At 55.4% G+C, this 13271-nt stretch carries 11 protein-coding genes; 6 read left to right on the forward strand and 5 right to left on the reverse strand.

Translation table 11 applies throughout. From position 1 onward, the window contains the following. Window positions 1–102 precede the first annotated feature (102 nt). Genes zigA through ACP7BO_RS20150 form a run of 3 tightly spaced genes read left to right on the forward strand, consistent with a single transcriptional unit; the run spans window position 103 to window position 2964 of the window. Window positions 103–1311, forward strand: a complete 1209-nt coding sequence (zigA, locus tag ACP7BO_RS20140; RefSeq protein ID WP_426212309.1) for a zinc metallochaperone GTPase ZigA — start codon at window positions 103–105, stop codon at window positions 1309–1311. Continuing rightward, complete coding sequence (locus ACP7BO_RS20145; protein WP_426212311.1) at window positions 1311–1961, forward strand: DUF1826 domain-containing protein; 651 nt, start codon at window positions 1311–1313, stop codon at window positions 1959–1961. The genes zigA and ACP7BO_RS20145 overlap by 1 nt, the downstream gene beginning before the upstream one ends. A gap of 40 nt (window positions 1962–2001) precedes the next feature. Beyond that, on the forward strand, window positions 2002–2964 hold the full coding sequence (locus ACP7BO_RS20150; protein WP_426212359.1) for a CobW family GTP-binding protein: 963 nt from the start codon (window positions 2002–2004) through the stop codon (window positions 2962–2964). A 264-nt stretch (window positions 2965–3228) separates the two neighbouring features. Here ACP7BO_RS20150 and ACP7BO_RS20155 read toward each other — a convergent pair whose 3' ends face one another. Beyond that, complete coding sequence (locus ACP7BO_RS20155) at window positions 3229–3636, reverse strand: DUF3301 domain-containing protein (RefSeq protein ID WP_060696321.1); 408 nt, start codon at window positions 3634–3636, stop codon at window positions 3229–3231. Between the two features lie 113 nt (window positions 3637–3749). Between ACP7BO_RS20155 and pdxY the strand changes: the two genes are divergently transcribed. After that, window positions 3750–4622, forward strand: a complete 873-nt coding sequence (gene pdxY / locus ACP7BO_RS20160; protein ID WP_060696320.1) for a pyridoxal kinase PdxY — start codon at window positions 3750–3752, stop codon at window positions 4620–4622. A 60-nt stretch (window positions 4623–4682) separates the two neighbouring features. Here pdxY and ACP7BO_RS20165 read toward each other — a convergent pair whose 3' ends face one another. Further along, the gene (locus ACP7BO_RS20165) at window positions 4683–5168 is read right to left on the reverse strand and encodes an acyl-CoA thioesterase (RefSeq protein ID WP_397455294.1); all 486 of its coding nucleotides are present in this window, start codon (window positions 5166–5168) and stop codon (window positions 4683–4685) included. A gap of 287 nt (window positions 5169–5455) precedes the next feature. Here ACP7BO_RS20165 and ACP7BO_RS20170 point away from each other — a divergent pair, with 287 nt between their 5' ends. Next, a complete protein-coding gene (locus tag ACP7BO_RS20170; protein ID WP_060696318.1) occupies window positions 5456–7216 on the forward strand; it encodes a cation:proton antiporter in 1761 nt (586 codons plus the stop codon). A 115-nt stretch (window positions 7217–7331) separates the two neighbouring features. On the opposite strand, the gene ACP7BO_RS20175 is transcribed toward ACP7BO_RS20170, so the two are convergent. From ACP7BO_RS20175 to uvrD, 3 genes are all read right to left on the reverse strand, one after another. Beyond that, window positions 7332–7739: an SMI1/KNR4 family protein gene (locus ACP7BO_RS20175; protein WP_397455293.1), complete on the reverse strand. Its 408-nt coding sequence runs from the start codon at window positions 7737–7739 to the stop codon at window positions 7332–7334. A gap of 134 nt (window positions 7740–7873) precedes the next feature. After that, window positions 7874–8728, reverse strand: a complete 855-nt coding sequence (locus ACP7BO_RS20180) for a Tim44 domain-containing protein (protein WP_397455292.1) — start codon at window positions 8726–8728, stop codon at window positions 7874–7876. A gap of 217 nt (window positions 8729–8945) precedes the next feature. Continuing rightward, window positions 8946–11129: a DNA helicase II gene (uvrD, locus tag ACP7BO_RS20185; protein ID WP_426212316.1), complete on the reverse strand. Its 2184-nt coding sequence runs from the start codon at window positions 11127–11129 to the stop codon at window positions 8946–8948. Window positions 11130–11349: 220 nt separating this feature from the next. Between uvrD and ACP7BO_RS20190 the strand changes: the two genes are divergently transcribed. Next, complete coding sequence (locus ACP7BO_RS20190) at window positions 11350–13224, forward strand: putative bifunctional diguanylate cyclase/phosphodiesterase (RefSeq protein ID WP_426212318.1); 1875 nt, start codon at window positions 11350–11352, stop codon at window positions 13222–13224. The last annotated feature ends 47 nt before the right edge of the window (window positions 13225–13271 follow it).

Genomic DNA, 13271 nt, shown 5'->3' on the forward strand with positions numbered 1-13271 from the left:
TTCTAATGATTTGCATTGTTATAATGTATCATTATCGGCGGCCAGAATCGGTCTTGCCAACAAGCGGGCGCTTTGACCTGCCAACCCTGATGAGGAATTCCCATGCCTGAACGTTTGCCGGTGACTGTGCTATCCGGATTTCTCGGAGCAGGAAAAAGCACCCTGCTAAATTATATTTTGCGTAACCGCGACAACTTGCGTGTGGCCGTCATCGTCAATGACATGAGTGAAATCAACATTGATGGTGGCGAGGTTCAGCGTGATGTGACGCTCAATCGTGCCGAAGAAAAATTGGTAGAAATGAGCAATGGCTGTATCTGCTGCACGCTTCGCGAAGACCTTCTTGAGGAAGTCAGTAAATTGGCCAAAGAAGGGCGGTTTGATTATTTATTGATCGAATCAACAGGCATTTCAGAACCGTTACCTGTGGCCGAAACCTTCACTTTTCGAGACGATTCAGGTCAAAGCCTGGCCGATATCGCACGTCTGGACACCATGGTTACGGTGGTCGATGGTCTGAATTTTTTGCAGGATTATCAGGAAGCAGAAAGTCTTGCCTCCCGAGGTGAGACTTTGGGCGAAGACGATGAGCGCTCAATAACCGATCTGCTAATTGAGCAGATTGAGTTCGCCGACGTTATCTTGATCAGCAAAATTGATCTCATCAGCAGTACCGCCCGTCGGGAATTAATCGCCATTCTTGAGCGCCTGAATGCTCAGGCCGAAATCATTCCGATGGTGATGGGTGAAGTGCCGCTGAAAAAAATTCTCGATACCGGACGTTTCGACTTTGAACGGGCAGCCCAGGCCCCGGGCTGGTTACAAGAGTTACGCGGCGAGCATGTTCCGGAAACTGAAGAATACGGGATTGCGTCGACTGCCTATCGCGCGCGGCGACCCTTTCACCCTGAACGATTCTTTAATTTCATTGATCGTCCCTGGACCAACGGTAAGTTGCTGCGCTCAAAAGGTTTTTTCTGGCTTGCCAGCAAATTTCAGGACGCGGGCAGCTGGTCGCAGGCTGGGGGCTTGATGCGTTATGGATTTGCCGGACGCTGGTGGCGTTTCGTACCGCGCGACCAATGGCCACAGGATGAGCAAGCCAAGGCTGAAATCCTGCAAAAATGGCTTCCGGACACCGCAGATTGCCGCCAGGAACTGGTCTTCATCGGCCAGCATATCGACTTTGCGCTGCTGACCGCGGAACTCGATGCCTGTTTGCTTGATGATCAAGAAATGTCTTTGGGGGTCGAGCAATGGAAACAGCTGAAAGACCCGTTCGGTCAATGGCATGAAGAGGTGGCGGTGTGATGAGAACGCTCGCTCGTATTGCCCAGCCTTTGGTCAGTGATGTGCGGGGCCAGACCCCGGATGTCATGACGAGAATTCTTGAAGATGGCGTCAATCTGACAATTTGGCAGCGTCAGTTACCGGTGCATATCGGCGATTTTTCCACTTTATTGCTCTCGCTGAATGAGCCATTGGCCGACGCCTTGGTACTTGAAATGGCCGATGAAAAAACACGGCCGAACCTCACAGGCCTTGCCTCCAGGTTTAACGATCTGGAGGGCTACGAGAGCTTTATTGCTGACATTTCCTGGCTGGTTAGTGCGTACGCCTGTCTGTTGGGCGCAAAACGCATTGGGCTGCGTCTCAGGGCCCTGGATAAGGCGATGTGTCCGCGGTTTCATGTAGACCATGTGCCTGTACGACTTATTACCACCTACGCGGGGAAAGGGAGCCAGTGGCTGAAGGAAGGCGTGATGGCGCGTCGTAATCTGGGCCAGGCACTTGCAGAACCAGCGGACGGCTCGATGGTTGAGCAAATAAATACGGGTGAAGTGGCTTTGCTCAAAGGCGAAAAATGGCAGGGCAATGAGGGCACTGGCCTGATCCATCGCTCACCGGCAGTGGTTGCCGGGGAGCGACGGCTGATTTTGACCCTCGATTGGCTGGCCTGAGGCATATTGTTTGCTTCGATCAACACAGAAGCTGGCGATGATGTTGCACAACATTCCTACCCACGTGATTGCCGGCCCGCTAGGAGCCGGCAAAACCAGTCTGATTCAGCACCTGATGACGCAAAAGCCTGCGCACGAACGCTGGGCGGTGCTGGTTAATGAGTTTGGTCAGATTGGTCTTGATGCGGCTTTAATGAGCCAGGAAGACGATGCTATCGCTATTGCCGAAGTGGCTGGCGGCTGCGTGTGCTGTGTCAATGGCGCACCTTTTCAAATAGGCCTGAGTCGTCTTTTACGCAAGGCCCGGCCCGACCGGTTGTTTATCGAACCCTCTGGTCTTGGGCATCCAGCACAAATTCTGAAGCAACTCAGCCAGGCTCCGTGGCTTGGTGTTTTAGCGTTGCAGCCCTGTGTCATGGTGCTCGATGCACAAGCGCTGGCTCAGGGAAAATCCCTGCCCGAAACCCAGCAAACGGCTCTGGAATTTGCCGGATTAGTGGTCATGAATAAATCTAATAGTGTGCCAAATGAGCAACGTGAGCGGATTGCATATGGCCTGCCAAAGTGCCCGATCCTATGGGTCGAGCAGGGCCGGATCCCTTTAAATACGCTGCCTGTAGCCACTATGAGTGATTCTCATGCTGTGGATAAGTCTTTGATTTATAAAGATATTAGTCATATTGGACAGGTATTTTCGAGCCCCGAAACCCCGATTGTAATGACTCAACTTCAGCCTGAAGGATGGAGTGTGGGGTGGCGCTGGCATCCGTCCCGGCAATTTTCCTTGAGTCGGCTGCAACTATGGTTGGAAAGCCTGAATTGGCGCCGTGCAAAGCTGGTTATTCATGGTTCTGGGGGCTGGTTCTCAACCAATTCTGTGGATAACTGCGTTGCAGCCTGGAAATCCAGTGAATGGTGCAGGGATTCACGCATTGAACTGATTTTCGATCAGCAACAGGATCTGAATTCATTGCTTTTCGGGCTAAAAAACTGCCTTGAGTAGTGTTTTGCGCAGGTCTTTTTTTTGTTTAGCCCGTAAATAGGGCATTTCGGGCACGTTTTGTGTTGGTAAAGTTGTCCTACAATCCACGCTTCGCGCATGAATTATCCCCGGCTTAAATTCGCCCGAAGTGTCTATTTAGAGGGTTTTAGGCTGGTTTTTGGAAAGTTATCCACAGGCCTGTTGCCTGCGATGTCTTGAAGGGAGTGGCTAACGGCAGGAGTTGTTTTTGGCGACTCCTGCGGGTGCTTCGTCAGCCATCAAGGGTCAGTGACGGGTTTTGCTGTGTTCCTGACGCCATTGGCTGAGTTCGATCACCTGAGCGCTGTTGACCTCGCGAGGTTCAGCTTCAGGCTCAGTTTTGAACGGGTAGGGTGGCAGTTCGATTTTTGCGCTATGGGCACCGAATTGCGTGATGGTCCCGGTGTGACGTTGTTCACCGGTTACCGTGAATTCAAAGTCATAGACGCGTGCCAGGCGTTTGCGGCCGTTGGCATCGGGTACCAGGCCGATTTTTTTAAGCGCGACGTTTTCATCCAGCAGGTCGATATCAAGCTTTTTGCAGTGCTGTTTGACCCGCTCCAGTGCCCGTTCGCGCAGGCCGTGGTTGTGCCACAGCCAGGCAGCGCCAGTTGCCAGCAGCATCAGCACAAACATATTTCCAAGGGTCAGCATTACGTGCGCTCCAGCAGATGAGGTTCAGCTTAACTGCGTCTTCAGCCTGTCGTACAGGTTACGTTTAGTCGCATACTGCGTGGCTTGAATCCACCCGCAGTCTGGAATCCGGCATGAAACGTACACCTCATTTACTCGCCATCCAATCCCACGTGGTTTTCGGCCATGCAGGCAACAGCGCCGCTGTGTTTCCCATGCAGCGTGTCGGGGTGAACGTATGGCCTTTGAACACGGTGCAGTTCTCCAATCACACACAGTATGGTCAGTGGGCCGGGGAAGTGTTGGCTCCCGAACAAATTCCTGCGCTGGTCGACGGTATTGCCGCAATCGGTGAGTTGGGCAATTGCGATGCGGTCTTGTCCGGCTACCTGGGCAGTGCCGCGCAAGGGCGGGCGATTCTTAGTGGTGTGGCGCGCATAAAGGCGGTCAACCCCAATGCGCTGTACCTCTGCGATCCGGTGATGGGGCACCCTGAAAAAGGCTGCATCGTGCCTGAGGAAGTCAGTAATTTCCTGCTCGAAGAAGCTGCAGCGATGGCGGATTTTTTATGTCCGAATCAGTTGGAGCTGGACAGTTTTTGCGGTCGTCAGCCGCAATCACTGTTCGACTGCCTGGCGATGGCCCGCAGTCTGCTGGCGCGCGGCCCGAAAGCGGTGCTGGTCAAGCATTTGTCTTATCCCGGCAAACCGGCTGAGAGTTTCGAGATGCTGCTGGTGACTGCTGAGGGCAGTTGGCACTTGCGCCGTCCACTGTTGGCCTTCCCGCGTCAGCCTGTGGGGGTTGGCGACCTGACGTCCGGGTTGTTCCTGGCGCGAGTGTTGCTGGGTGACAGCCTGGTGGCTGCGTTTGAGTTCACGGCGGCGGCGGTGCACGAGGTGTTGCTCGAGACCCAGGCCTGTACAAGCTACGAGCTGCAGCTGATTCGGGCCCAGGACCGCATAGCCCATCCGCGCGTGCGGTTTGAGGCTGTGCCGATCAGTCTGTAGGCACTTCATCGATCATCTGTGGCAGCTGGCAAGCCAGCTCCCACAGAGTGCTGTCACGGGTTACACCCCTTCGTGTTTCAACTCTCTATAGCGCAGTTCCAGTTCCTGGCGGATCTGGCGACGTTGCTTGCCCTGGATAAAGCGGCGTTTGTCTTCGCTGTTGACTGGCTGCAAAGGCGGTACGGCTGCCGGTTTGCGGTCGTCGTCCACAGCTACCATGGTGAAGAAACAGCTGTTGGTGTGGCGCACAGAACGCTCACGGATATTTTCGGTAACCACTTTAATCCCGACTTCCATCGAGGTGTTGCCGGTGTAGTTGACCGACGCGAGGAAGGTGACTAACTCGCCGACGTGAATGGGTTCACGAAAAATAACCTGATCCACCGACAAGGTGACTACATAGCGACCCGCATAGCGGCTGGCGCAGGCGTAAGCGACTTCATCGAGGTACTTGAGCAGGGTTCCGCCGTGGACATTGCCAGAAAAATTGGCCATATCCGGGGTCATCAGGACCGTCATCGACAGTTGGGCGTTTCCGGGTTCCATAGCAGCAGGCTCGCGGTAGTGTTGCAGCAGTGAAATGGGTATCTCTGCGGATACTTGTCGAATTGTGAAACAGTTAATAACGGGACGCTGCCGTTTTGGCTGCCGTCACGCTTATGTGTATCTGTTTCCATATATTGCACCGCCTTTCAGCTTGAAGTCGCGGTGTTAACCTGCAAAAGCCTGTCAATCGGGTAATTCCTACATTTAAAACGGACGACACTCACAGCGTAACTAGCTGTGTCTGTCGTCTTGTTGCTTGGTGAAAATTAAACAGGGAGCGTCAAGCCATGCATGCCATCAGTTTCATCCAGGATTTGGCAGTCATCATGCTGGTTGCAGGCGTGGTGACCATCCTTTTCCACCGTTTCAAGCAGCCGGTAGTGCTGGGTTACATCGTTGCGGGTTTTATTATCGGTCCGCACACCCCGCCGTTTGGCTTGATCCACGACGAGCAGACGATCAAGACCCTGGCTGAACTCGGGGTGATTTTTTTGATGTTCTGTCTGGGGCTGGAATTCAGCCTGCGCAAACTGTTCAAGGTCGGGGCTACGGCCTTCATTGCGGCGTTTATGGAAATAACGCTGATGATCTGGATCGGCTACGAAATTGGTCGCTGGTTCGACTGGAACACCATGGACTCGCTGTTTCTGGGCGCAATTCTGGCCATTTCCTCGACCACTATCATCGTTAAAGCCCTTAACGACCTGAAGATGAAAAACGAGCGCTTCGCGCAGCTGATTTTTGGCGTGCTGATTGTTGAGGATATTTTAGGTATCGGGATTATTGCGCTGTTGTCCAGCATTGCCGTCAGCGGCAGCGTCAGCCCGGAAGAAGTGTTCTCGACCGTCGGCAAACTGTCGTTATTCATGATCGTGGCGCTGGTGATCGGTATTTTGTTGGTGCCGCGTGTGCTGGCCTATGTCGCCAGGTTCGAAAGTAATGAGATGTTGCTGATCACCGTGCTGGGGCTTTGTTTTGGTTTTTGCCTGCTGGTGGTCAAGTTGGAATACAGCATGGTGCTCGGCGCCTTTTTGATTGGCGCAATCATGGCCGAATCTCGTCAGTTGCTGAAAATAGAGCGCTTGATCGAACCGGTACGTGATTTGTTCAGCGCTATTTTTTTCGTCGCCATCGGGCTGATGCTCGACCCCGCCATCCTTTTGGAATACGCACTGCCGATCGTGGTGATTACCATCGCTGTGGTGCTGGGCAAGATGCTTTCGTGTGGGCTGGGTGCGTTTATCGCAGGTAACGACGGACGTACCTCATTGCGGGTCGGGATGGGGCTTTCGCAGATTGGGGAGTTCTCTTTCATCATTGCGGCGCTGGGGATGACATTGCAGGTCACCAGCAGCTTCTTGTACCCCGTAGCGGTCGCTGTGTCGGTGCTCACCACCTTGATGACGCCTTACCTTATTCGGGCAGCAGATCCGCTCTCGCACAAACTGGCACAGGTCATGCCCAATCGGCTGTCCCGGGTTTTCGGACTGTATGGCGAATGGCTGCGCAGTATTCAACCGCAGGGAGAGGGCGCGTTACTGGCGGCCATGATCCGGAAAATATTGCTCCAGGTGGGGGTGAACCTGGCGTTGGTCATCGCTATTTTTTTTACTGGCGGATTTTTCGCGCCGCGAATCGGGCGTTATTTTCAGGGCTGGATTCTGGAGCCGAGCTGGCAAAAAGGCATGATCTGGGGTGCGGCTTTGTTGCTGTCACTGCCGTTTTTGATCGCGGCCTATCGCAAGCTTAAAGCGCTCTCGATGTTGTTGGCAGAGATGGGGGTCAAACCCGAAATGGCGGGGCGACATACGCAGCGTGTGCGTCGGGTGATTTCTGAAGTGATCCCGATTTTGTCGTTGCTGGTCATTTTTCTGCTGCTGTCAGCGCTGTCGGCGAGCATCCTGCCGACCAATGAACTGCTGATAGTGATTGCGGTGGTGGCTGCGGGCGTTGCGGCCGTATTGTGGCGCTGGTTTATCCGGATTCATACGCGCATGCAGGTGGCGCTACTGGAGACCCTGGACAATCACAAAGAGAGCGGCCACTAGATAATCCGGCTCTGCAGGAGCGAGCTTGTCTCGCGATGCTGGCGGTGCACTGAAAAACCGTGCAGATGCCCACGCGAGCAAGCTCGTTCCTGCAAAATAACCAGGGGGACAGGTATCAGCTTTCCAGCCAAACGTCCCGTGCCCAGTGCCAGACGGATTCCCAGGTCTCTTCGGTGACCAGTTCTTCTTCGCCGGACCACAGCACTACAGTGCCGTCTTCTTCCACGCAGTAGTAGTCGTCGCCATCCTGACAAATTGGGATCAGGCTGCGATCAACACCTGCATCCCAAGCGGTTGCTGCCACTTCAGGAAGGTAGGTATGGGACTGCGGATCAGTCACGGTGACCGGCTCCAGGCTGCCATACACCACGTCACTGACGGTCAGCAAAAACTCTCTGAACACAAACGGGATATCAATGAACAGTTGTTCCTCGATTTCCACCAGCTGGTCTTCATCTGGCAGTTCCAGCGGAACCGGGACCGGCTCATTTTTTTCACGTAGCTCTTCGATGATCTCTTCCACGACCTCAATCCTCATACTCTATGGCGCGGTTTATATGACGCGCTTTATACAGTAGCTCGTTATAAGTGCAATCGTGAAATGCAAAGCCCCGGACAAGTCCGGGGCTTTGGTTACAACCTGTGATGCCTGTGGGATCAGCCGTTCTGGCGGATACCGGCAACCAGCCAAGGCTGGTTATCGCCTTGCTGACGTTCCATGTTCCAGCTTTCGCTGAAGGCTTCGCCCTGATCAAAACGTGAAGTTTTCGACAGGCCGCTGAAGGTCAGGGTCGCGATGGTTTTGTCTGCACGATCATCCAGGCCGTCCAGTTGCACGGTCAGATTATCGATGTAAGTCGACTGGAAGCCATCACCCAGGTCCGCGCGTTCGCGTTTGAGGAAGTCGAGCATTTGCGGTGTTACGAACTCGGCAATCTTGTCCATCTCGTTGGCATCCCAATGCTGTTGCAGGGATTGGAAATGGTTGCGCGCAGCTTCAAGGAAGCTCTGTTCGTTGAACCAGGCCGGGGCGTTGATTACCGGGCGTGCTGCAGGTGCAGCCGAACCACCACCGAAGATCGATGGAGCCGCAGGCTTGGCATCGAACGCTTCGCGTTGCATTGGTGCGTGGCCAGCCGGGGCCATCATGTCAGCCTGTTGCTTGCGGCGACGGGCGGCAATGAACCGGAAGATCAGGAAGGCGATGACCGCCATGATCAGGATGTCGAAGAACTGCATGCCCTGGAAGCCGCCGCCCATGAACATGGAGGCCAGCAGACCGCCTGCGGCGAGGCCTGCCAGAGGGCCGAGCCAGCGCGAAGCACCACCGGCTTTAGCAGCTGCGCCCGCAGCACCGGCAGCAGCAGGGGCTGCGGCTGGAGCGGCCTGGCGCGCTTGATGGCTAGGGGCCGAACCAAAGCTCTTGCCGCCACCGAAGCGCTTGGCGTTCGCGTCGAGACTCATCGTCAAACCGATGCACAGCGCCATGGCGATGCTAAGAAAACGTTTCATAAGGGGTTCCCATTTGTGGATAACACGCGCGCCATGTTGCACAGGTGAGGTGTGACTGGCTAGCGGTGAAGTGTTTCGGGCTTTTGCCTGTTTGGCTGTAAGGCGTGAATTTTATCAGTGCAGGAAAATGGCAAATATCTTGTGGGAGCTGGTAGCCAGATCCCACAAGAGCATAGGGTTAACCTTACCTTATTCCTGAATAGCTGTAGGACGTCTGTCAGACAGCTTCAAGTTTGGCGTAGCCCATCATCAGCCACTTGCTGCCCTCGGAGAAGTTCACCTGCACCCGCGCCTGTGCGCCTGCGCCCTCGAAGTTGAGGATGACGCCTTCACCGAACACCGCATGCTTGACCAACTGGCCGAGTTTGAATTCTGTTTCCGGGATCTCCGAACCTCCAAACAGGCCGCTGGCGCTTTGCTTTTGACCGCCGCCAAAAGGACGGCTGACGCTGTTGGATAGCCGTACCTCTTGAATCAGCCCCTTCGGCACTTCACGAACGAAACGCGAAACCTTGTTGTAGGTCTCGGCACCGTAGAGGCGTCGGGTTTCCGCGTAGGTCATTACCAGGTTATGCATGGCCCGGGTAATGCCTACGTAAGCCAGGCGACGCTCCTCTTCAAGACGGCCCGGCTCTTCCAGGCTCATCTTGTGCGGGAACAGGCCTTCTTCCATGCCCACCAGGAAGACGTACGGGAACTCCAGACCTTTGGCACTGTGCAACGTCATCAGCTGAATGCCGTCTTCGTGCTCTTCGGCCTGGGTGTCGCCCGCTTCCAGCGACGCATGCCCCAGGAATGCGGCCAATGGCGACAGCTCCTCGTCTTCGTCATTGTTTTCGAAGTTGCGGGCTGCGCTTACCAGTTCCTCAAGGTTCTCTACCCGGGCCTGGCCTTTTTCGCCTTTTTCCGCCTGATGGTAGGCAATCAGCCCGCTTTGCTCGATGACGGTCTGGGTCATCAGATGCAGCGGCATCTCCATGACTTTTGCCGAAAGGCTTTCGATCAGCTCGATAAAACCGGCGATGGCGCCAGAAGCGCGCCCGGGCAGAGCTTTGTTGGCGATGAGCTGGCGCATGGCTTCCCACATCGACACATCGCTATGGCGTGCATGCTCGCGAATGGCCTCGACGGTTTTTTCGCCAATACCGCGAGCAGGAACGTTAATCACCCGCTCCAGGGCTGCATCATTGCCACGGCCTTCAAGCAGGCGCATGTAAGCCATCGCGTTTTTAATCTCGGCGCGTTCGAAAAAGCGCTGGCCGCCATAAATACGGTATGGAATACGCTCGCGCAGTAAGGCTTCTTCAAGCACCCGCGACTGGGCGTTGGAGCGGTACAAAATGGCGATATCGCTGTGGGACAGGCCGGTTTTCAGAGCGCTTTCGATGGTTTCGACTACATAGCGTGCTTCGTCGTGCTCATTGAAGGCCGCGTACAAATTGATCGCTTCGCCTTCGCCGCCGTCGGTCCACAGCTCTTTGCCCATACGCCCGGTGTTGTTGGCAATCAGGGCGTTGGCCGCTTTGAGGATACCGGCACTGGAGCGATAGTTTTGTTCCAGACGAATGGTTTCAGCGTCGGGGAAGTCGGTTGAGTACTGATAGATGTTCTCAATCTTGGCGCCGCGCCAGCCGTAAATAGACTGGTCGTCATCGCCCACTACCATCAGGCTGTCGCCGCCTTGGGCCAGCAGTCTGAGCCAGGCGTATTGAACGGCGTTGGTATCCTGGAATTCGTCCACCAGAATGTGACGGAAACGCTTTTGATAATGCGCCAGCAGCCCCGGGTTATCGCGCCACAGATCGAGGGCCCGTAACAGCAACTCGGAAAAGTCGATGACTCCCGCGCGCTGGCACGCGGCCTCATAGGCCTCGTAAATATTGCGCATGGTGGACAGGAACAAATCACCGCTGGCCTGAATATGTTTAGGGCGCAGGCCTTCGTCCTTCTGGCCGTTGATAAACCATTGCGCCTGGCGCACCGGCCAACGCTGTTCATCAAGGCCCAGTTCACGAATCACGCGCTTGACCAAGCGTTGCTGGTCATCGCTGTCGAGAATCTGGAAGGTCTGGCTCAGCCCGGCCTCCTGCCAGTGAGCACGCAACAGGCGGTGAGCCAGGCCGTGGAAGGTGCCAACCCACATGCCGGCCGGGTTAATACCCATCAACTGTTCGATGCGGTGACGCATCTCGGCAGCGGCCTTGTTGGTGAACGTCACCGACAGTACGGAGTGAGGGGACGCGTTTTCGACCTGGATCAACCAGGCGATACGGTGCACCAGCACACGGGTTTTGCCGGAACCTGCGCCGGCCAGAACCAACTGACGCCCGACACTGGCCGTGACGGCCTGACGTTGGGCATCGTTGAGGGAATTTAACAAGAGAGAGAGATCATCGCGCATCGGGCCATTCTAGGGGGCGCAGACAAACCGGGCAAACCCCAATCCCGTTCAGTTTGACCGCCGGGCATTGCTTTGCCTGCGGTGTTGAAAAAGCCCCCCTTGAGTGAGTGCGCTGAACGGCTCAATTCGCGCCACTGTTTTCCTCTATTTGGTAGCTGGCGTTGCTTGTGTATGCTCGGTCAACTTTTTGGCTCATCCACCACTTATAAGAATTTTGCCGATGATTCAGGGTTTTAGCTCGCTGGGTAGTTCTATCGGCATAGGCTCCGGTATTTTTCTGGCGCTGATGAGTGTGCTCGGCTGGAAAGTGAACCAGAGTCGACAGATACGTCGTCGGCATCACCAGGGGTTGATTGAGGACCTGCAGCAAGCCAACGTCCTGAGTAAGCAACTCAACATGGACCTGGCTCGTGAAGTGGAACAGCGGCGTCTGGCGGCGACGGTATTTGAAGCGGCCGGTGAAGGCATCGTGATTCTCGACCCGGCTTACAAAATGCTGGCGGTCAACCAGGCCTTTAGCCGGATCAGCGGGTATGAGGTACAAGAACTGGTCGGGCGCCGGGTCGATGAGTTGGCCTGTAGCCGGGATGCACATCGTCATTTCCCCGTTATTCAGACTTCACTGAACCAGCATGACAGCTGGCAGGGGGAGCTGGTTGAAACCCGCAGAAACGGCGAACTTTACCCGCAGTGGCTGCAACTCAAAGTGGTGCGCGACAGGGCCGCAAGCGTCAGTCATATCGTGGCTTTTATCAGCGACCTTTCGGCACGGCGTATCTCTGAAATGCGGGTGCGCCACCTCACCCATTTTGATGAGCTCACCGGGCTGGCCAATCGCCTCTTGTTCAAGGAACGCCTTGAAGAAGCCAGTCAGCGGGTGCGTCAGGGTTCGCGCAACCTGGCACTGCTGCACATCGACCTCGACCGCTTCAAGCTGCTCAATGACAGTCTGGGGCATGAGCTGGCAGACCAGGTGCTGCAGCAAGTGGCCGAGCGCATCACCAAGGCCTTGCCCGAGGCCGACACGATTGCACGCCTGTCGGGCGATGAGTTTGCCGTCCTGTTCGATACCTATGCCAGCCTGACCAGTCTGGCGCGGGTCGCCACCCGGTTATTGAGCAAACTCGGCCGGCCGCTGATGATTGATGGCCATGAACTGGTAATTAGCGCCTCAATGGGGATCAGCCTGCTGCCCGACAGCGCACGGGATATCGCGACCCTGGTCAACCAGGCCAGTCAGGCCATGGAGCAGGCGAAGCATGTGGGGGGCGGTACTTTTCAGTTCTTTAGTCACAGCCGGCAGCACAGCACCCTTGAGCGCTTGCAGCTTGAAAACCAGCTACGCAAAGCCATTGCCGAAGGCCAGCTCAACGTTTTCTATCAACCCAAGCTGTGCCTGCGTACGGGGCGCCTGCATGCAGCCGAAGCCCTGGTGCGTTGGGATCATCCGCAGTTGGGCAGTGTGCCGCCCAGCGATTTTATCGCGCTGGCTGAAGAAACCGGCCTGATCGGTGCCATCGGCGAGTTTGTATTACGTGAAGCCTGTCGTCAGGCCTGTGAGTGGCAGCATGCCGGGCTGGCGCCGATCCGTGTTTCTGTCAACCTGTCGGGCCATCAGTTGCGTCAGGGCAAGTTGGTCAGTCTGGTGCGCCAGGTGCTCGAAGAAACCGGGTTGGCGCCGCATTGCCTGGAGCTTGAATTAACTGAAAGCCAGTTGCTCGACAATGTTGAGCACGTCATCACGACCTTCCAGCAGCTACACGAATTGGGGGTGAAGCTGGCGATTGATGACTTCGGCACCGGCTATTCATCGCTCAGTTATCTCAAGCGGTTTGCGGTGGATTACGTGAAAATCGATCAAGTTTTTATTCGCGGTGTAGGGCGTTGCAGCGAAGACGAAGCCATTACCGTCGCGATTATTGCAATGGCTCACAGTCTGGACCTCAAGGTGGTCGCTGAAGGTGTTGAAGACGAGGTGCAGCTTGCGTTTCTCAAGAGCCGGCAATGTGACGAGATTCAGGGTTACTTGATCAGCCGTCCGGTAAACGCCACGGCATTAGGCGATTTACTGCGTAGCGGTGTAGTCATTTTGTAGTGCGCAAAAGAGCTACATGGCGGCAAGTGCTGGAGCAGGGCGATGTA

The sequence above is a fragment of the Pseudomonas sp. TWR2-1-1 genome (assembly GCF_049897045.1).
Lineage (GTDB): Bacteria > Pseudomonadota > Gammaproteobacteria > Pseudomonadales > Pseudomonadaceae > Aquipseudomonas > Aquipseudomonas versuta.

Bases quoted from the DNA above. Each gene is read 5' to 3' on its own strand.
- zigA (WP_426212309.1), top strand. From the start codon at position 103: ATGCCTGAACGTTTGCCGGTGACTGTGCTATCCGGATTTCTCGGAGCA.
- ACP7BO_RS20170 (WP_060696318.1), top strand. From the start codon at position 5,456: ATGCATGCCATCAGTTTCATCCAGGATTTGGCAGTCATCATGCTGGTT.
- ACP7BO_RS20155 (WP_060696321.1), bottom strand. From the start codon at position 3,636: ATGCTGACCCTTGGAAATATGTTTGTGCTGATGCTGCTGGCAACTGGC.
- ACP7BO_RS20180 (WP_397455292.1), bottom strand. From the start codon at position 8,728: ATGAAACGTTTTCTTAGCATCGCCATGGCGCTGTGCATCGGTTTGACG.
- ACP7BO_RS20190 (WP_426212318.1), top strand. From the start codon at position 11,350: ATGATTCAGGGTTTTAGCTCGCTGGGTAGTTCTATCGGCATAGGCTCC.
- ACP7BO_RS20150 (WP_426212359.1), top strand. From the start codon at position 2,002: ATGTTGCACAACATTCCTACCCACGTGATTGCCGGCCCGCTAGGAGCC.
- uvrD (WP_426212316.1), bottom strand. From the start codon at position 11,129: ATGCGCGATGATCTCTCTCTCTTGTTAAATTCCCTCAACGATGCCCAA.
- ACP7BO_RS20145 (WP_426212311.1), top strand. From the start codon at position 1,311: ATGAGAACGCTCGCTCGTATTGCCCAGCCTTTGGTCAGTGATGTGCGG.
- pdxY (WP_060696320.1), top strand. From the start codon at position 3,750: ATGAAACGTACACCTCATTTACTCGCCATCCAATCCCACGTGGTTTTC.
- ACP7BO_RS20165 (WP_397455294.1), bottom strand. From the start codon at position 5,168: ATGGAACCCGGAAACGCCCAACTGTCGATGACGGTCCTGATGACCCCG.